General features: G+C 61.5%; 19 protein-coding genes. 18 read left to right on the top strand and 1 reads right to left on the bottom strand.

What is annotated here, in order from left to right:
- Nucleotides 1-5 precede the first annotated feature (5 nt).
- Genes QN399_RS03560 through QN399_RS03480 form a run of 17 tightly spaced genes read left to right on the top strand, consistent with a single transcriptional unit; the run spans nucleotide 6 to nucleotide 16,246 of the window.
- Nucleotides 6-260 carry an acyl carrier protein gene (locus tag QN399_RS03560; protein ID WP_322177479.1) on the top strand — a complete coding sequence of 85 codons (255 nt, stop codon included), beginning with the start codon at nucleotides 6-8 and terminating at the stop codon, nucleotides 258-260.
- The gene (locus tag QN399_RS03555) at nucleotides 257-802 is read left to right on the top strand and encodes a hypothetical protein (RefSeq protein WP_322177478.1); all 546 of its coding nucleotides are present in this window, start codon (nucleotides 257-259) and stop codon (nucleotides 800-802) included. Before QN399_RS03560 ends, QN399_RS03555 begins: the two co-directional genes overlap by 4 nt.
- Nucleotides 799-2,478 (top strand): AMP-binding protein, encoded by a 1,680-nt coding sequence (locus QN399_RS03550; protein WP_330200565.1) that lies wholly within the window; start codon nucleotides 799-801, stop codon nucleotides 2,476-2,478. Before QN399_RS03555 ends, QN399_RS03550 begins: the two co-directional genes overlap by 4 nt.
- Nucleotides 2,471-3,208 carry a glycosyltransferase family 2 protein gene (locus QN399_RS03545; RefSeq protein ID WP_322277913.1) on the top strand — a complete coding sequence of 246 codons (738 nt, stop codon included), beginning with the start codon at nucleotides 2,471-2,473 and terminating at the stop codon, nucleotides 3,206-3,208. Before QN399_RS03550 ends, QN399_RS03545 begins: the two co-directional genes overlap by 8 nt.
- Nucleotides 3,201-4,151, top strand: a complete 951-nt coding sequence (locus QN399_RS03540; protein ID WP_322177475.1) for a glycosyl transferase — start codon at nucleotides 3,201-3,203, stop codon at nucleotides 4,149-4,151. The genes QN399_RS03545 and QN399_RS03540 overlap by 8 nt, the downstream gene beginning before the upstream one ends.
- On the top strand, nucleotides 4,132-5,679 hold the full coding sequence (locus QN399_RS03535) for an aromatic amino acid ammonia-lyase (protein WP_330200564.1): 1,548 nt from the start codon (nucleotides 4,132-4,134) through the stop codon (nucleotides 5,677-5,679). The genes QN399_RS03540 and QN399_RS03535 overlap by 20 nt, the downstream gene beginning before the upstream one ends.
- The gene (locus QN399_RS03530) at nucleotides 5,669-6,094 is read left to right on the top strand and encodes an acyl-CoA thioesterase (protein ID WP_322177473.1); all 426 of its coding nucleotides are present in this window, start codon (nucleotides 5,669-5,671) and stop codon (nucleotides 6,092-6,094) included. The genes QN399_RS03535 and QN399_RS03530 overlap by 11 nt, the downstream gene beginning before the upstream one ends.
- Complete coding sequence (locus tag QN399_RS03525; RefSeq protein WP_322177472.1) at nucleotides 6,091-6,693, top strand: outer membrane lipoprotein carrier protein LolA; 603 nt, start codon at nucleotides 6,091-6,093, stop codon at nucleotides 6,691-6,693. The genes QN399_RS03530 and QN399_RS03525 overlap by 4 nt, the downstream gene beginning before the upstream one ends.
- Complete coding sequence (locus tag QN399_RS03520) at nucleotides 6,677-9,031, top strand: MMPL family transporter (RefSeq protein ID WP_323565999.1); 2,355 nt, start codon at nucleotides 6,677-6,679, stop codon at nucleotides 9,029-9,031. Before QN399_RS03525 ends, QN399_RS03520 begins: the two co-directional genes overlap by 17 nt.
- Complete coding sequence (locus tag QN399_RS03515; protein WP_330200563.1) at nucleotides 9,028-10,188, top strand: sodium:proton antiporter; 1,161 nt, start codon at nucleotides 9,028-9,030, stop codon at nucleotides 10,186-10,188. Before QN399_RS03520 ends, QN399_RS03515 begins: the two co-directional genes overlap by 4 nt.
- Nucleotides 10,175-11,422 carry an NAD(P)/FAD-dependent oxidoreductase gene (locus tag QN399_RS03510; protein WP_322277910.1) on the top strand — a complete coding sequence of 416 codons (1,248 nt, stop codon included), beginning with the start codon at nucleotides 10,175-10,177 and terminating at the stop codon, nucleotides 11,420-11,422. Before QN399_RS03515 ends, QN399_RS03510 begins: the two co-directional genes overlap by 14 nt.
- Nucleotides 11,419-12,168, top strand: a complete 750-nt coding sequence (locus QN399_RS03505) for a class I SAM-dependent methyltransferase (RefSeq protein WP_322177468.1) — start codon at nucleotides 11,419-11,421, stop codon at nucleotides 12,166-12,168. The genes QN399_RS03510 and QN399_RS03505 overlap by 4 nt, the downstream gene beginning before the upstream one ends.
- Nucleotides 12,165-12,653, top strand: a complete 489-nt coding sequence (locus QN399_RS03500; protein ID WP_322177467.1) for a DUF3261 domain-containing protein — start codon at nucleotides 12,165-12,167, stop codon at nucleotides 12,651-12,653. The genes QN399_RS03505 and QN399_RS03500 overlap by 4 nt, the downstream gene beginning before the upstream one ends.
- Complete coding sequence (locus tag QN399_RS03495) at nucleotides 12,650-13,846, top strand: beta-ketoacyl-[acyl-carrier-protein] synthase family protein (protein WP_330200562.1); 1,197 nt, start codon at nucleotides 12,650-12,652, stop codon at nucleotides 13,844-13,846. The genes QN399_RS03500 and QN399_RS03495 overlap by 4 nt, the downstream gene beginning before the upstream one ends.
- Nucleotides 13,843-14,298 (top strand): hotdog family protein, encoded by a 456-nt coding sequence (locus QN399_RS03490; RefSeq protein WP_322177465.1) that lies wholly within the window; start codon nucleotides 13,843-13,845, stop codon nucleotides 14,296-14,298. Before QN399_RS03495 ends, QN399_RS03490 begins: the two co-directional genes overlap by 4 nt.
- Entirely contained in the window at nucleotides 14,295-15,023 is a 729-nt protein-coding gene (fabG, locus tag QN399_RS03485; protein ID WP_322177464.1) for a 3-oxoacyl-ACP reductase FabG, read from the top strand. Before QN399_RS03490 ends, fabG begins: the two co-directional genes overlap by 4 nt.
- Nucleotides 15,023-16,246, top strand: coding sequence for a beta-ketoacyl-ACP synthase (locus QN399_RS03480; RefSeq protein WP_322177463.1), 1,224 nt, complete (start codon nucleotides 15,023-15,025; stop codon nucleotides 16,244-16,246). The genes fabG and QN399_RS03480 overlap by 1 nt, the downstream gene beginning before the upstream one ends.
- 195 nt (nucleotides 16,247-16,441) lie before the next feature.
- On the opposite strand, the gene QN399_RS03475 is transcribed toward QN399_RS03480, so the two are convergent.
- On the bottom strand, nucleotides 16,442-17,338 hold the full coding sequence (locus QN399_RS03475) for a LysR substrate-binding domain-containing protein (RefSeq protein WP_322177462.1): 897 nt from the start codon (nucleotides 17,336-17,338) through the stop codon (nucleotides 16,442-16,444).
- Nucleotides 17,339-17,456: 118 nt separating this feature from the next.
- Here QN399_RS03475 and QN399_RS03470 point away from each other — a divergent pair, with 118 nt between their 5' ends.
- Nucleotides 17,457-18,728, top strand: a complete 1,272-nt coding sequence (locus QN399_RS03470) for an MFS transporter (RefSeq protein WP_322177461.1) — start codon at nucleotides 17,457-17,459, stop codon at nucleotides 18,726-18,728.
- Nucleotides 18,729-18,779 lie beyond the last annotated feature (51 nt).

Raw genomic sequence — 18,779 nt, 5'->3', positions numbered from 1 at the left:
TAACAATGCAAACCCGTGAAGACATCTTCGACACCCTGCGCAGTGCGCTGGTTGAGCTGTTCGAACTTGAGCCTGAGCGAGTCAACCTGCAAGCCAACCTGTACCAGGACCTGGAAATTGACAGCATTGATGCCGTGGACCTGATCGACCACATCAAACGCAAGACCGGGAAGAAAATCGCCGCTGAAGACTTCAAAGCCGTACGCACCGTCAACGATGTGGTCGAGGCGGTTTACCGCCTGGTCAATCCGACCGCATGAGTCGGCTGATCGCCCTTGGCCTGCTGTTGGCTGGCGTGCTTTACCCCTTTGCGGTGTATTTCGGCATTGAACATTTCGCCCCTTGGCAGTTTGCCTTGCTGCTCGGAGGGCTATGGCTGGCGCGGGCGCTGACGGGAAAACGCCGTCCTGGCAGCGTGTTGACGGCCGTTGTCGCCCTGGGTTTTTGCCTGCTGCTGGGGCTGTTCAATAGCCCGTTATTACTGCGCTGGTACCCGGTGCTCGTCAGCGGATTCATGTTGAGTCTGTTCGGCCTCAGCCTGATCTATGGCCCACCCGTCATCGAGCGATTGGCACGCCTGAGCGAGCCTGACTTGCCCGTGATCGCGATCCGCTACACCCGACAGGTGACCCAGGTCTGGAGCCTGTTTTTTCTGTGTAATGGCCTGCTCGCAGCGGCGTTGACCCTGTGGGCGCCATTGAGTTGGTGGACGCTGTACAACGGCTTGATCGCTTATGGCCTGATGGGCCTGCTGTTTGCCGGTGAATGGCTGTTGCGTCAACGTGTAAGAGGTCGCGCATGAATTGGATACCACTTGAGCACCTGTTGCTCGAGGCTTTGCCTGCCCGCGAACTGACGATGGCCCCCGCCCTGGACCACGCCCGTTTCTGCGAGCAGGCCCTGAGTGTTGCCGCCGGTCTCCAGGCCCGAGACGTCAAGCGCCTTGCGCTGCATCTGGAAGACGCCGGTCAGCTGGCCGTGGCCTTGTTCGGCGCATGGCGTGCCGGTGTCAGCGTGTTATTGCCCGCAGACCTGCAAGCACAAACCCGCGAGCGCTGGTCGAACGACGTCGACCTGTGGCTCAGCGATCAGGTGGGCGACACACACCTGGATGAATTACACGCCGCGCCGCTGTCGCCCGCCGCGCTGGACCTCGACACTTGTCGCCTGAGCCTGTGCACGTCAGGCTCCAGTGGCGAACCGAAGCTGATCGAAAAGCGTCTGCGCCAGTTGGCCAATGAAGTCAAAGCACTGGAAGCGCTGTGGGGCGCCGACCTCGGCACGTCCTGCATCATCGGCAGCGTTGCCACCCAGCATATTTACGGCTTGCTGTTCCGGGTGCTGTGGCCGCTGTGTGCCGGACGCAGTTTTGTGCGCAAGCAGCTGCCATTCCCCGAAGATTTACAGCGAACCAGTCGCGAACATCCGACATTCGCCTGGGTCGCCAGTCCGGCACTGCTCAAGCGCATGGGCGACAACCTCGATTGGCCGGCCTTGAGCAGCGTGCGCCGCGTATTCTCTTCGGGCGGTGCGCTGCCCGCCGAAGCCGCGCGCAGCTTGCAGCAGCGTTTGGGCCAATGGCCAACCGAAATCCTCGGCAGTTCGGAAACCGGCGGCATCGCCTGGCGTCAGGGCGACAGCCTGTGGCAGGGTTTTGAAGGAGTGCAACTGAGCCAGGACAGCGACGGCGCCCTGCTGATCGAGTCCCCTTACTTGCCTGTTGGCCATGTCGAACACACGGCCGACGCCGCGCGCTTCAGCGCTGACGGACGTTTTGAATTGCTCGGCCGGCTGGACCGCATCGTCAAGCTTGAAGAAAAGCGTATTTCCCTGCCGCAACTGGAACACGCGCTGGCGGCACATGAGTGGGTCAGCGAGGTGCGTCTGGGCGTGGTTCAAGAGAACCGGGCGTCCCTCGGCGCGTTGGTGGTTCTCAGCGAAAGCGGTCTGCATGCCTTGCGCAATCAAGGCCGACGTACGCTGACCGAGCAACTGCGCCGCCATTTGCGCCCGTATTGCGAGGCCATCTCCCTACCGAGGCGCTGGCGACTGCTGCGCCAGCTACCGCTCAACGCCCAAGGCAAACTGCCACAGGCCGAGGTCGAAGTCCTGTTGCTTGCTGCGCGTCCCAAAGAGCCGGAACTGCTCAGCCAGCAGCAAGTAGGCGGCGAGTGGCACCTTGACTTGATCATTCCCGCGGACCTGGCTTATTTCAGCGGACACTTCCCGCAAACCCCGGTACTGCCGGGCGTGGTGCAGGTCGATTGGGCGCTGAGTCTGGGCCGGCGCCTGCTGGATCTGCCACCGCGATTTGCAGGCATGGAAGTGTTGAAGTTCCAGCAACTGGTGCGCCCCGGCGATCAGGTTGCGCTGACCCTGCGTTTCGATGCCGAGCGCAGCAAACTGTATTTCTCCTACCGCAACACAGAAGCTGCCTGCTCCAGTGGCCGTATCGTGCTGGAGGCTGAGCATGCATAGCCCTTGCGCGGTGATCCCGGTCTATGACCACGAACGGACGGTGTCCGCCGTCGTGCATGAACTGCTGAAGGCAGGCCTACCCTGTGTGCTGGTCGACGACGGCAGCAGCCCGAGTTGCGCGGCGGTGCTGCAAGCGCTGGCCGGAGAAGAGAACGTCTATCTGGTGCGCCTGCCGATCAACCAAGGCAAAGGTGGCGCGGTGATGACCGGTTTCCGCGAAGCTGCGCGCCTGGGTTTCAGTCATGCACTGCAAGTGGATGCCGACGGTCAACATGACCTGAACGACGTATCACTGTTTCTCGACGCCTCGCGCCGTGCTCCCCTGGCGGTGATTTGCGGCTATCCGCAGTACGACGCCAGCGTGCCCAAGGTTCGCCTGTATGCACGCTACCTGACCCACTTCTGGGTCTGGGTCAACACCCTGTCGTTTCAGATTCGCGATTCGATGTGTGGCTTCCGGCTCTACCCCCTGGCACCGACTATCAAGCTGATCGACTCGGTGCAGGTGGGCACGCGGATGGACTTCGACTCGGACATCCTAGTGCGCCTGTCCTGGCGCAATCAGCCAATGCGCTGGCTGCCGACCCGTGTTCATTACCCGCTGGACGGGGTGTCGCACTTCCGGCTGTTCCGCGACAACGTACTGATCACGAAAATGCACACCAAACTGTTCTTCGGCATGTTGGTGCGTATGCCGCTGATCCTGTGGCGTCGGTGGCGACATGAGTGAGCCGACGAACGAAGCCAAAAAACATTGGGCCGCTCATCAGGAGCGTGGCAGCTTTCTGCTGATGAAACTGATGGCCTGGGGCGTGCGTCATTTCGGGCGACGCCTGCTGACTCCCGTGCTGTACGGCATCGTCCTGTACTTCTTCGTATTTGGCCCTGGCGCCCGACAGAATGCCTGGCAATACCAGCAGTACCTGGCCAGCTGGAGCAGACAATCGGCGCTACGCCCCACCCGGCGGAGCGTGTTCAAGCAGTTCATGGCCTTCGCCGATGCACTGCTGGACAAGCTCGACGTATGGAACGGCAAGCTCACGCTGGACCAGATCACGATTGTCGATCACGACTTGCTGCGCAACCAGTTGCGCAGTGGGCGCGGGCAAATGCTGGTCGGCACCCATCTGGGCAATCTCGAAGTCTGCCGCGCGCTGGCCGAACTGGGTGAACGGGTCACCATGAACGTGCTGGTGCACACCAAGCACGCCGAACGCTTCAATCGCCTGTTGGGTGAAGCGGGGGCCACTAATCTGCGCCTGATTCAGGTCAGCGAGCTGAACCCGATGATCATGCTGCAATTGAGCCAACGCCTGGATAACGGTGAATGGCTGGCCATTGCTGGCGACCGCGTCCCCCTGCATGGCGGGCGCAATGTACGGGTGGATTTCCTTGGCCACCCCGCCGCATTCCCGCAGGGCCCATGGCTGTTGGCGGGCTTGCTGCAATGCCCGATCAATCTGATTTTCTGCCTGAAGGGCGCCAGCGGTTATCGCGTCATTCTCGAACCTTTCGCCGAGCGCATTAAATGGCGGCGCAGTAATCGCGAGCAGGTGGTCGCCGGACATGTCCAGCGCTACGCCGCACGCCTCGCCCATTATTGCCTTGAGGCACCACATCAGTGGTTCAACTTCTACTCATTCTGGAAGACCGATGACGATCCAAGCGCTTGAACCGGTAACCTTCGGCGAACGGCCGTTGCGTATTGAAGAGGTGCTGCTCCTGGCCAATCGCCAAGTGCCGACGCAGCTGCAAAACGACAGCGCATTTCGCCTGCGCATCGCCAAAGGCGCGCAATTTCTTGATTCCCTGTTGGACAAGGAAGGCGTGATCTATGGCGTAACCACCGGTTATGGCGACTCTTGTGTCGTCGCGGTGCCGTTGCAGCACGTCGAAGCGCTGCCACGTCACTTGTACACGTTCCACGGCTGCGGTCTCGGTAAAATGCTCGACGCACAAGCGACCCGTGCGGTACTCGCTGCGCGGTTGCAGTCGCTGTGCATGGGCGTTTCCGGGGTGCGCGTGGAGTTGCTGGAGCGCCTTCAGGCCTTTATCGACCAAGACATCCTGCCGCAGATCCCGGAAGAAGGCTCAGTGGGCGCCAGCGGTGACCTGACGCCGCTGTCTTACGTGGCCGCGACCTTGTCCGGTGAGCGCGAAGTGATGTTCCGTGGCGAGCGCCGCGCGGCCGCTGACGTGCACCGCGAGTTGGGCTGGGAGCCGTTGGTCCTGCGCCCGAAAGAAGCGCTGGCCTTGATGAACGGCACCGCAGTCATGACCGGCATCGCCTGCCTCGCCTTCGCCCGCGCCGATTACCTGCTGCAACTGGCGACCCGCATCACCGCCATGAACGTGGTGGCCTTGCAGGGCAATCCCGAGCATTTCGATGAACGCCTGTTTGCCACCAAGCCACACCCAGGGCAGATGCAAGTCGCCGCCTGGTTGCGCCAGGACCTGGCCATCGATGCACCGACCGCGCCCTTGCACCGCTTGCAAGATCGCTATTCGCTGCGTTGCGCCCCCCATGTCCTGGGCGTGTTGGCCGACAGCCTGAACTGGCTGCGTTCATTCATCGAAATCGAGCTGAACAGCGCCAACGACAACCCGATCATCGACGCTGAAGCCGAACGCGTACTGCATGGCGGCCACTTCTATGGCGGCCACATCGCGTTCGCCATGGACAGCCTCAAGACCCTGGTAGCCAACGTCGCCGACCTGCTGGATCGGCAACTGGCATTGCTGGTGGACGTGCGTTACAGCCACGGCCTGCCAAGCAACCTGTCAGGCGCCAGCGCTGAGCGGGCAATGCTCAACCACGGGTTCAAGGCAGTGCAGATCGGCACCAGTGCCTGGACAGCCGAAGCCTTGAAAAACACCATGCCGGCCAGCGTGTTCTCGCGTTCCACCGAATGCCATAACCAGGACAAGGTCAGCATGGGCACCATCGCCGCCCGTGATGCGATCCGCGTACTGGAGCTGACCGAGCAAGTAGCCGCCGCCACCTTGCTCGCGGCCAACCAAGGTGTCTGGCTGCGCAGTCAGGCTGACGATGCTCGGCCCCTGCCGCCCGCGCTGGCAGCCATGCACGAGCAGCTGAGTAAAGACTTCCCGCCCGTGATCGAAGACCGTGCGCTGGATGGCGAACTGCGGCTGTGCATGCAGCGGATCGCCGACCGCCACTGGAGGCTGCATGCGCAGTAAGGGCCTGATCCACACTGACACCGAAATCCAGGTGCCATTTTTCGACATCGACATGATGAACGTGGTCTGGCACGGCCATTACATCAAGTACCTGGAAGTCGCCCGCTGTGCGCTGCTCGACCAACTGGACCACAACTACCAGCAGATGCTCGATTCCGGCTACGCCTGGCCGGTCATTGACCTGCAATTACGTTATATACGCGGCGCAGTTTTCGGCCAGAAGCTTAACGTTCGCGCCAGTCTGGTGGAGTGGGAGAACCGCTTGAAGATCAACTACCTGATCAGCGACGCCGTCACGGGCGAGCGCATGACCCGCGCCACCACGATTCAAGTGGCCGTGGAGATTACCAGCCACGACATGCAACTGGCATCGCCCAAAGTGTTCACCGATGCGGTACAGAGAGCGCTGCCATGAACCGCCTTTACCACCTGTTGTTCGCCGTTGCGCTGCTTGGTCTGTCATCGCTGGCCAACGCCTTTGACCTGCAACAACTGAGCACGCAACTGGGGAAACCCTCAGTGATTCATGGCGATTTCATTCAGGAAAAACACCTGCGCGCCCTGCCCCAGCCGTTGACCAGCAAGGGTAAATTCGTCCTCGCCAAGGACTATGGCCTGCTCTGGCTGCTGGCGACACCGCTGAAACAGGATTATCGAATCAGTACCGTCGGGATCGCCCGCCGCGATGCCAATGGTTGGCAATTGCTGCCGAACAAGAGCGCAGGCGCCGAGCAAAACCGGCTGTTCCTCGCCGTACTGCAAGGCGACAGCAGTGGCCTGCAACGCGATTTCGACCTGCAACTTAAAGGCGATGCACAGGCGTGGCAACTGACCCTGACCCCGCGCTCGTTGCTGCTGCAACAGGTGTTCAAACAAATCAATATTGACGGCGGCGAACTGGTTCAGCGTATCGAACTGCTTGAAACTCAGGGTGACAGCACCCTGCTACGCATGATCAACAGCAGCGCCGCTGGCACCTTGAGCGATGCGGAGCACCATGACTTTGTTGACTAGACGCCAGTCGTTTGAACGCTGGATGCCGCGCCTGTTCCTGGTACTCTTGCTGGCCATGCTGGCCCTGGCTGGCTGGCAATGGCGCAACGGTCCTCCACTGTCGGCGAACTTGATGGAGCTGGTGCCCGGCTCAACCCCGGATGCCCTGGAACTGCGCGCCGAAGAACGCATGCAAGAACCCCTCAACCGCGAGATGCTGGTGCTGGTTGGCCACGCGGATCGCCAGCACGCCATCGATCTGGCCCAACAGCTGGGCGAAAAATGGCAGGCCAGCGGGTTGTTCGAGAAGGTTCAATGGAACCTGCAAACCGACATCCCGGGGCTGCGCCAGCAATTGCTCCAGGGGCGACTGGCGATGTTGTCGCCCGCCGACCGCAGCGAGTTGATCGAGCAACCGCAAGCGTTCATTCAGCAACGCGTACAGAGTCTGTTCGACCCCTTCACCGGCTTCAGTCTGGTGCCCAGCCAGGATGACTGGCTCGGCCTGACCGGGCGTATCCAAAACAGCCAGCCGCAGCATGGTTCCGTGCAGCTGGATCTCGGCAGTGGCGCGTTGATCGCCAACGCCGACGGTAAAAGCTGGGTGTTGCTGCGCGCACGAACCCGAGGCAATGCATTCGACATGCACTTGCCCCTGCAGGTCGCCGACCTGCTCAGTGCCGCGCGCGAACAAGCCCGCCAGGCTGACGCGCAATTGCTCGCCGCCAGCGGTTTGCTATACGCCGCCGAGGGCCAACGCCAAGCCTCCCGGGAAATCACCTGGGTCGGCGGCGGCGCCACGCTGGGTATTTTGTTGCTGCTGCTGCTGGCGTTTCGGCGCTGGCGCGTACTGCTGGCATTCGTGCCAGTGGTGGTGGGCATGTTATTCGGCGCGGTGGCCTGCGTGGCGCTGTTCGGCCACATGCACGTGATGACCCTGGTGCTGGGTTCCAGCCTGATCGGGGTCGCGGTGGATTACCCGCTGCATTACCTGTCGAAAAGCTGGAGCATGAAGTCCTGGCGCAGTTGGCCAGCCTTGCGCCTGACACTCTCGGGCTTGAGCCTGAGTCTGGCCACCAGTTGCATCGGCTATCTGGCCTTGGCCTGGACGCCTTTCCCGGCCCTGACCCAAATTGCGGTGTTCTCCGCTGCCGGGCTGGTCGGCGCCTATTTGACTGCGGTGTGCCTGCTGCCAGCGATGCTCAACAACATGGAGCTGCGTCCGGCCACCTGGCCGCTGCGTATCGCTGAGTGCTTGTTGAGCATGCGTGAAGCCCTGCTCGGCCGCATCGGCACGCCCGTGTTGCTGGGGCTGCTGCTCACATTCTGTGCCGCCGGGCTGTGGCAACTGACCAGCAAAAACGACATCCGCCAATGGATCAGCGCGCCGCCGCAATTGCTGGCCGAAGCCCAAACCATTGCCCGTATCACCGGCTATCAGCCAACCAGTCAGTTCTTCCTTGTGCGCGCCGCCGATCAGCAGCAATTGCTCGAACGGCAGACCAAGCTGAGCCAGCGGCTGGACCAACTGATCAGCCTCGACAAGTTGCAGGGCTACTTGGCGCTTAACCAATTGCTCAGTCCGCCCGAAGAGCAACGCCGCGTGCGCGATGCTCTGGGCAAACTGCCGTTGTATTGGCAGCCGCTGATTGAGCTGGGCGTACCGGCCAGTGCGCTGCAAGCAGAGCTGGCACGCTTGCAGGCACTACCGACTGAGGACATCGACATGGCGTTGGCCGGTCCTTTGGGCGAACCGTGGCGCGGGCTGTGGCTGGGGGCTACACCTGATGGCGTGGCCGGCATGGTCAGCCTGCAGGGCTTGAACAACCCGGCATTGTTACGCGTACAGGCGCTGGACCTTGAGGGCGTGCAACTGGTGGACCGTCTCGGCGATCTGAACAACGTGTTCGCCGCCACCCAAATCAGCGCTGCGGAGCTCAAGCTGTTGTCCTGTGGCCTGATCGTGTTGCTGTTGATTCTGCCCTTCGGTCTCAGTGGCGCCCTGCGGATCGTCGCCCTGCCACTGTTGGCGGCACTGTGCAGCCTGGCAAGCCTCGGCTGGCTGGGTCAGCCGCTGACCTTGTTCAGCCTGTTCGGGCTGCTCCTGGTCACAGCCATCAGCGTCGATTACGCGATCCTGATGCGTGAGCAGGTCGGCGGCGCGGCGGTCAGCCTGCTCGGCACCCTGCTCGCCGCCGTCACCACCTGGCTGTCGTTCGGCCTGCTGGCGGTTTCCAGCACGCCTGCGGTGAGCAACTTCGGCCTGTCCGTAAGCCTCGGCCTGGCGTTCAGCTTCATGCTCGCCCCGTGGGCCGGTCGTCAACCGCATACACCCGCCATCGCCGAGTCGGCAGCATGATGATCGCGCTGTTCTGGCTGCTGGCCTTGCTGATGTTTGCGCTGGCGACACGCCTGGGTCGCTACGTTGGCCTGATTCCCATCGTCAGCCAATTGCTCCTGGCGACGTTCGGCCTGCCGTTGCTGATGGTGTTCTGGATCGAGCCGCATTGGCAACTCAGCGGCGCACAACTGGTGGAGCCCGTTTGGTTGAAGAGCCTGTACGGCCTGGGTTTCGCCCTCGTGCTTGGGCACATCCTCAGCGACGTGATCGAGCTGGACATGGACCGGCAAAGCCTGAAAATCGCCGTGCCGAGCTTTTGCGTGCCCTTCTGCTGCGGGCTGGCGTGCGCGTTCTGGCTGCTGCCGGAGCAAGCGTGGCTAAGTTCGCTGGCGGTCGGCCTGGTGTTCGCAATCACGGCGATTCCCGTGTTGTTTTTATACCTGCACCACATCGACTACCCACCTGCGGCGACCCGACGCCTGGTACAGACTGCGATCCTGATCGACCTGACCTGCTGGAGTCTGTTCGCCATCGCCCAAGGCAGCCTGCACCTTAGCAGCCTGTTGCTACCGCTGCTGGGCGCCTGCGTACCGTTGCTCTTCAGGGCGCTGCGTCTGCGCCAGCCATGGGTCTATAGCCTGACCTTTTTCGCACTGCTGGTGGTCGCCGAGCACTACAAACTCAACGCCTTGATCCTGGGTATCGGCTACCTGTTTTGCATGGCCTGGCTCAAGCAACCCTTCGTACTGCCACTAAGCCCCGAACGGTTCAAACGCCTGCAGAACACACTGGCAATCCCCCTGATCCTGACGTTCGGGATCGTCCAGATCAACGTTCACAGCGCGGTAAGCAGCCTCAGTTGGCTGCAACTCGGCGCGCTGCTGGCGCTGCCGATTGCCAGCAAAGTGTTCGGCAACTGGCTCGGTCTGCGCTGGGCTACGCCGTCGTTTACTGGCGCAAGCCGCTGGCGTGAAAGCCTGCTGCTCAATATTCGCGGGTTGAGTGAGATCGTCTTCCTCAACCTGCTGCTGCAACAACAGCTGATCAGTCCTGCGCTGTACTTCGCGCTGATGCTGATGGGCTTGATCGCGACCCTGATGCCCGCATTCGCGGGCATGAACCGAATGATTGTCAAACCCGCCGAACAGGCAAGGAGCCCTTGTGCCAACAGCTGAAATGGAAAGACGCCAGGTCGTAGTAATTGGTGCCGGTCCCTCTGGCGCAATCGCTGCGGCACTGCTCAAGCGTCAGGGACACGACGTGCTGATCATTGAGCGCCAGCTTTTCCCACGCTTCTCCATTGGCGAGAGCCTGCTCTCGCACTGCCTGGATTTCGTCGAAGAAGCCGGCATGCTCGACGCCGTGGAGGCCGCTGGTTTTCAAGTAAAAAACGGCGCGGCCTTCGCCTGGGGCGAGCGCTACACCCATTTCGACTTTGGCGACACCTTCAGCAACGGCAAGCCGACCACGTTCCAGGTGCAACGCGCCACCTTCGACAAGTTGCTCGCCGATCAGGCTGAACTGCAAGGCGTAGAAATTCGCTATCTGGAAGAAATCACTGCAGCCAATTTCGATGGCCCGCAACCGCAGCTGCGCGCACGCCGCGAAGATGGCAGTGAGTACACCCTCGAAGCGGACTTCGTGCTGGATGCCAGCGGCTATGGCCGGGTACTGCCGCGACTGCTCGACCTGGAAGCACCGTCGAACTTTCCGATTCGCCAGGCGGTGTTTACCCACATCGAAGACCGCATTGATGACATGCAATTCGACCGCGAGAAGATCCTCGTCAGCATTCACCCCACGCATCGCGACATCTGGTTCTGGCTGATCCCGTTCAGCGATGGCCGCTGCTCGTTGGGCGTGGTCGCTTCGGCCGAGCACTTTCAACGCAAGCCAGAGGATCTGGAGGCCTGCCTGCGGGCGTTTATCGACGAAACACCAAGCCTCTCTGGCCTGCTGCAAAACGCTGTGTGGGATACCCCGGCGCGCGCCATCAATGGTTATTCGGCCAACGTCAAAACCCTGCACGGCCAGGGCTTCGCTCTGCTGGGTAACGCGGCAGAGTTTCTCGACCCGGTGTTCTCTTCCGGCGTGACCATCGCTATGCGCTCGGCAAGCATGGCTGCCGGCCTGCTGCATCGTCAGTTGCAAGGCGAAACCGTCGATTGGCACACCGAGTTCTCCGTGCCGCTCAAGCGCGGCGTCGACACGTTCCGTGCCTATGTCGAAGGCTGGTACGAAGGCACCTTCCAGGATGTGATCTTCCATTCCGACAGTCCTCCGGAAATCCGCCGCATGATCAGTGCAATCCTCGCGGGTTATGCCTGGGATGAACGCAACCCCTTTGTCAGCGAAGCCAAGCGCCGCTTGCGGGTGATCTCGGAAGTCTGCGCGAGCACAGCCCAATGAGCAGCGCCTACCTGAGCGACAGTTTCGTCGAGGAAACCCGCTTCGGCTTATGGTTCCTGCGCAGCCACACGTGGCAGCACCACGTCCTGCGCGTGGCGATCAATGATTTGCGTAGGCTCTTTGATCAAGGCGCGCCCGGCATCGCGCCACCGGCTGACGCCGTGCTCCTGGATGCGGGCTGTGGCCAGGGGAAATCCTTCCGCTACTTGCAGCAGGTGTTCGCCCCGGCGCGTTTACTGGGCGTGGATGCCGACCCGCAAAGCCTGTCCGTGAGCCGCGATGAAGCGATGCGCCAAGGCATCAATGTCGAACTGATCGGCAGCGATTGCGCGCACTTGCAACTGCCGGATGCCAGCGTCGACCTGCTGTTCTGCCACCAGACTTTTCACCATCTGGTGGAGCAAGAACAGGCCCTCGCCGAGTTCTATCGGGTGCTGAAGCCGGGCGGTTATCTGCTGTTCGCCGAATCGACCAAGGCCTACATCGATACCTGGGTGATCCGCTGGCTGTTCCGCCATCCGATGCAGGTGCAGAAGAGCGCCGGGCAATACCTCGACATGCTGCGCGGACAGGGCTTTGAGTTCGGCCCGCACACTGTTTCGTACCCGTATTTATGGTGGAGTCGTTCAAAGGATTTCGGCCTGCTGGAGCGCTTTGGACTGCGCCGCCCCGCGCCCTTCGGTCAGCGCGAAGAAACCCTGGTCAACGTCGTCGCGCGCAAACCCGTGCAAGGTGGCGCAGGATGATTCGCGGCCTGCTGCTGAGCGTTTGCCTTCTTTTGCTGTGCGCCTGCGCCAGCCGGGCGCCCCTGCCCGAGACACTGCCGCACCTGCCGTTGCCGCTGCAATTGCACATCCAGCGCGAGCAAGCGGGCCAACGCCAGGATTGGTTGTTGGTGATCCAGCAAGAAGAGGCCAGTTTGCGTTGGTCGCTGCTCGACCCGCTGGGCATTCCTCTCGCCCGCCAGCGCTTGAACAACGGCACATGGCAGGCCGATGGTCTGTTGCCGCCCAATCCGGAAGCACGCGAGCTGTTCGCCGCGCTGCTGTTCGCCCTGACGCCGGCCCCTGAGTTACGCAGCCGCTATCCTGCCGCGCAATCCCAGGCCCGCCAACGCAACTTGGGCACGCGCTGGCGCGTCGATTACCGTCAACCGCAGGTCTTCAGTCTGCGGCTGGAGCAGGGCCTGAGTTACAACGTCAGCCCGTTGAATGACGAGGCCACGCCATGACCGCCTACCTCAATGCCCTGGGGTTGATTTGCGCCCTGGGCAATAACAAAACCGAGGTCGCGCGCAGGTTGTTCGCAGGCGATGACTCAGGCATGGTCGACGAGAACGACTGGGTTCCGGGTCGGCGCTTGCCGGTCGGTGCCGTACACGACGTATTACCTCAGATTCCTCCCGAGTTGGGCCAGCAAAGCAGCCGCAACAATCAACTCCTGCTGGCCGCCGCCCTGCAAATCAAAGACGATATCCAGCAAGCCATTGAACGCTATGGCCGCTCGCGTATCGGCGTGATTCTCGGCACCAGCACCTCGGGGATCGATGAAGCCAGTCGTGGCATTGCGATGTATCTGCGCGAGCAGCGATTCCCCTGCGATTATGACTATCAGCAACAGGAACTCAGCGCCCCGGCGAATTTCCTCGCGGCCTGGCTGCAACTCAGCGGCCCGGCTTACGTCATTTCCACCGCCTGCACCTCCAGCGCGCGGGCGCTGCTCAGTGCGCGGCGCTTGCTGGACATGGGGGTGTGCGACGCGGTACTGTGCGGTGGCGTAGACACCCTGTGCAAGCTGACGCTGAACGGGTTTTCCGCACTGGAAGCGGTATCGGAACAGCGCTGCAATCCATTTTCGCGCAATCGCAACGGGATCAACATCGGCGAGGCAGCGGTCTTGTACCTCATGACCCGCGAGGCCAGCGGTGCCACGTCGATTGCCCTGCTCGGTGCGGGCGCGAGCTCTGATGCCCACCATATTTCCGCACCGGAACCCAGTGGTCGCGGCGCGCGCCAAGCCATGCAAAAAGCGCTGAACAATGCCGGCCTGCATGCAGAGCAGATCGATTACCTGAACTTGCACGGCACCGCCACGCAGCACAATGACGCGATGGAAAGCTTCGCCGTGCAGGCGATTTTTCCAGACGGCGTGCCCTGTTCATCAACCAAACCCATGAGCGGCCACACCCTCGGCGCTGCCGGAGCGCTGGAAGCAGCATTCTGCTGGCTGAGCCTGGCCCCGGAAAATACGCAACAGGCATTGCCACCGCACCTCTGGGACGGCGAAGCCGATTCCCAACTGCCCGCTTTGAAATGGGTTGAGCCCGGCCAGCGCCTGCTGCACACCCGACCACGCCGACTGATGAGCAATTCCTTCGCCTTCGGCGGCAATAACGTCAGCCTGATTATAGGAGACGCCCCATGATCGATTGGCCGATTGCCGAACTGGTGCCCCACGCCGGAGACATGATCCTCATCGATCAGGTCCTGACGTTCGACGAAGAACAAATTCACACCCGTCTGAAAGTCCGCCCTGGCGGCTTGTTCAGCCGCGCCGATGGTAGCCTCCCAGCCTGGGTCGGGATCGAACTCATGGCCCAGAGCATTGCCGCCTACGCGGGTTGCAAGGCGCGCGCGCAAGGCCATAAGGTCCAACTCGGCTTTTTGTTGGGCACGCGCAAGTTCGAATGCAACGTCGAGCACTTCCCCGCAGGCAGCGAACTGACCATCCACGCCCTGCGCTCACTGCAGGATGACAACGGCATGGGCGTCTTCGAGTGCCACCTGACCGGCCCCGGCATCAAGGCCATGGCGCGGGTTAACGTGTATTGCCCACCCCTGCCCGCTGACTATCTCGCTGAAGGAGTTTGCGCATGACTGAATCAATACTGGTCACCGGCTCCAGCCGTGGCATCGGCCGTGCCATCGCCCTGCGTCTGGCCCAGGCCGGTTACGATCTGATCCTGCATTGTCGTAGCGGCCGTACTGAGGCCGAAGCGGTTCAGCGGGAAATCCAGGCCTTGGGCCGACAAGCGCGCATACTGCAATTCGACGTCGCCGACCGGGCTGCGTGCAAGGCGATTCTCGAAGCCGATGTGGACACTCACGGCGCCTATTACGGCGTTGTCTGCAATGCCGGTCTGACCCGTGACGGCGCCTTTCCGGCGTTGACCGACGAAGACTGGGACGTGGTCATGCGCACCAACCTCGATGGTTTCTACAACGTTCTGCACCCGGTAATGATGCCAATGATCAGGCGTCGCGCCGCTGGGCGGATAGTGTGCATCACATCGGTTTCGGGCTTGATCGGCAATCGTGGGCAGGTAAATTACAGCGCCTCCAAGGCAGGTATCATTGGGGCTGCCAAAGCGCTCGCCATCGAACTGGGCAAACGCAAGATCACCGTCAACTGCGTCGCCCCCGGCTTGATCGATACGGCAATGCTCGACGAAAATGTGCCCGTGGATGAGCTGATGAAAATGATCCCCGCGCAACGCATGGGCACCCCCGAAGAAGTCGCCGGTGCCGTGAATTTCCTGATGTCGGCCGAAGCGTCCTACATCACCCGTCAGGTTCTGGCGGTCAACGGAGGCCTGTGCTAATGAAGCGCGTAGTTGTTACCGGCATGGCCGGTATTACATCGCTGGGCAGTGACTGGACCAGTATCGAAGCCAATTTCAACGCCAACCGCAGCGGCATTCGGCGGATGGATGAGTGGGACCGTTTTACCGAACTCAACACCCGCCTCGCCGGCCCGATCGACGATTTCGCGGTGCCTGGACACTGGTCCCGCAAACAGTTGCGCAGCATGGGTCGCGTGTCGCGGCTCGCCGTCGGCGCGGCTGAACAGGCGTTGCTCGACGCGGGCCTGCTCAACGACCCGATCATTCGCGACGGGCGCATGGGCGTTTCCTGTGGTTCGTCCACCGGCAGCACCGATGAAATCAAAGCGTTCGGCAACATGCTGATCAACTCCGTCGCCGAGGGCCTGAACGCCAACTCCTATGTGCGGATGATGCCGCACACTACGGCGGCGAACATCAGCATCTTCTTCGGCCTGACCGGGCGTTTGATACCGACCTCCAGCGCCTGCACCAGCGGCAGCCAGGGCATCGGCTATGCCTACGAATCGATCAAGTTCGGTCGCCTGCCGCTGATGCTGGCCGGTGGCGCCGAGGAGCTGTGTCCGACCGAAGCCATGGTCTTCGACGCGCTGTACGCCACCAGCCTGAAAAACGACGCCCCGCACACCAGCCCTCGCCCTTACGACAGCGACCGCGACGGCCTGGTGATCGGTGAAGGCGGCGGCATGCTGGTCCTCGAAGAACTGGAACACGCCCTGGCCCGGGGCGCGCACATCCACGCCGAGATCGTTGGCTTCGGCAGCAACGCCGATGGCGCACACGCCACGCGTCCAGAGCAGACCACCATGCGTCGCGCCATGGAGCTGGCCCTGGAGGACGCCCACCTGAGTGCCGACGCCATCGGTTACGTCAATGGTCACGGCACCGCCACCGAACAAGGCGACATTGCAGAGACCCTGGCGACCCACAGCCTGTTCGGCGCGCGGATGCCCATCAGTTCGCAGAAAAGCTTTCTCGGCCACACCCTGGGCGCCTGCGGTGCGCTGGAGTCGTGGTTCTGCATCGAGATGATGAACCGCGACCGCTACATCCACACCCTCAACCTCGATGCTGTCGATCCGCGTTGTGCCGAACTTGATTATTTACGCGGGGAATCGCGGCATATGAGCAACCAATTCGTGATGAACAATAACTTCGCGTTTGGTGGTGTGAACACTTCACTGATCTTCCGACGCTGGTAGTAGCCCCACAAATACCCTGTAGGAGCTGACTTGTCTGCGAATCGGCTGCGAAGCAGTCGCAAAATGACTGACGTCACCACCGCATGAAGGTCCTCCGGCCCTTTTCGCAGACAAGTCAGCTCCTACGCCCTCCGGGCAGAATCGAGATCCAGTTTTCTGCGCGACAGCACGGCGGCGAAGACGAGGTGGGGCCTCTTACAGCGCTACCGCCTGCTTGGTCAACAATTCGACGAATGCCTTGGCCATCGGTGAATGCTGGTCCCGGCGCTGCACTAGCCAAACCGCCGTATTGGCCTCTGCATCGAGCAACGTTCGGTAGACCACGCCGTCGATACGCATGCGCTGGTAGGACGCCGGCAACACCGTCACCCCCAACCCTGCGGCCACCAGCCCGATAATGGTCATCGCCTCGCCCGCCTCTTGGGTGATCAGCGGGCTGAACCCTGCCTGGCGCGCCAGGTTGATCAACTGCGCGTACAAGCCGCTGCCATATGAGCGCGGGAAAAACACAAAGGGTTCAGCCGCCAACGCCGACAGCTGCAGGCCTTTTTCACTGCCCACCGCCAACGGGTGATCGGCACGTATAATCGCCACCAGCGGTTCGCGGAACAACTCCACGGCGACCAACGATTCCGGCAAAGGCAAGGGACGCATGATGCCGACCTGCACCGACTCATCCACCAGCGCCTCGGCCACTTCCTTGCTGCTCATTTCCTGCAACGCCAGGTGAACCGCCGGGAAGGCCTGACGGAACGCAAAAATCACCTGCGGAATGCTTGAGTTGAAAGGCGCCGAGGAGGTGAAACCGATTTTCAGCTCGCCTAACAGCCCCAACTGCGCACGCCGCGCCACGTCGGCCGCTTTGTCGACCTGGGCCAACACCAGACGGGCTTCGGCCAGAAACAGCCGACCGGCTTCACTCAGCTCGACGCGACGATTGGTGCGCTCGAACAACCGCGCCCCTACCTCCTGTTCAAGCGCCTGAATTTGCTGGCTCAACGGCGGTTGGGAGATACCCAGTGCTTGCGCGGCCCGGCCGAAATGCAGCTCTTCGGCCACCGCAATGAAATACCGAAGATGTCGCAGTTCCATGGATTCACCATTAGGTCGTTTTAAATATCAAACAGGTCGAACAATATATTGGAAAGAATCATTAGCGAGCTATATTCTTTTTCACATTGCCCGACCCGTTGACCCACCGAGGTCCATTGTGAAAATTGCTGCTCACCCCCACGCTAACGATATCGAGTCTTCGCCTACCGGCGATGTCGCGATGGCGTTGAGCGAGATCTACATCGAAAAAGGCACGCCGATGTTCATGCGCACGGTGCTGGCGTTGTTCTCTGGCGGCTTTGCGACCTTTGCCCTGCTGTACTGCGTGCAGCCGATGATGCCGGTCCTGTCCCATGAGTTTTCAATCAACGCAGCGCAAAGCAGCCTGATTCTTTCGGTAGCCACGGGCATGCTCGCGATTGGTTTGCTGATCACCGGCCCCATTTCGGATCGGCTAGGGCGTAAACCTGTGATGGTGACGGCGCTGTTTTGCGCCGCGCTGTTTACCATGATCAGCGCACTGATGCCGACCTGGGAAGGCATCCTGTTGACACGCGCACTGGTCGGCCTGTCCCTCAGCGGCCTGGCAGCGGTCGCCATGACCTACCTCAGCGAAGAGATCCATCCGCAGCACATCGGCCTGGCCATGGGCCTGTACATCGGCGGAAACGCCATTGGCGGTATGAGCGGGCGTCTTATCACGGGGATCCTGGTCGACTTTGTCAGCTGGCATACCGCGATGCTGATCATCGGCGGTCTGGCATTGATTGCCGCTGCGGTGTTCTGGAGGATTCTCCCCGAGTCGCGCAACTTCCGCCCACGCTCGCTGCACCCACGCAGCCTGCTCAACGGCTTTACCCTGCAGTTTCGCGATGCCGGTTTGCCGTGGCTGTTTCTCGAAGCCTTCCTGCTGATGGGCGCGTTCGTCACGTTGTTCAACTACATCGGTTATCGCTTGCTGGCTGAGCCTTACCACCTGAGCCAGTCGCTGGTCGGACTGTTCTCCGTGGTGTACCTGTCCGGTATCTACAGCTCGGCGAAAATCGGCGCGTTAGCCGATAAACTCGGACGGCGCAAAGTCTTGTGGTCGGTGATTGTGCTGATGCTGGCGGGCGTCGCCCTGACGATGTTCACCCTGCTGCCAGTGGTGATCGTCGGCGTACTGATGTTCACCTTCGGCTTCTTCGGCGCCCACTCGGTCGCCAGCAGCTGGATCGGCCGCCGCGCCCTCAAGGCCAAAGGCCAGGCGTCATCGCTCTATTTGTTTAGTTACTACGCGGGCTCCAGCGTGGCCGGTACCGCAGGTGGGATGTTCTGGCACTACGCAGGCTGGAATGGCATTGGCCTGTTCATCGGCGTACTGCTGCTGATCGCCCTGGCTGTGGCGTTGCGCCTGGCCCGGTTGGCGCCGCTGGTGACTCGCAACTGAAAGCATCGCGGGCAAGCGCGCGCCTACAGGTTCTGTCTCTTATACACATCT

It is taken from the genome of Pseudomonas sp. 10C3 (genome assembly GCF_036346185.1).
GTDB lineage: Bacteria > Pseudomonadota > Gammaproteobacteria > Pseudomonadales > Pseudomonadaceae > Aquipseudomonas.
The sequence above is the reverse complement of the archived record's forward strand: the minus strand, read 5'-3'. Positions and strand labels throughout refer to the sequence as shown.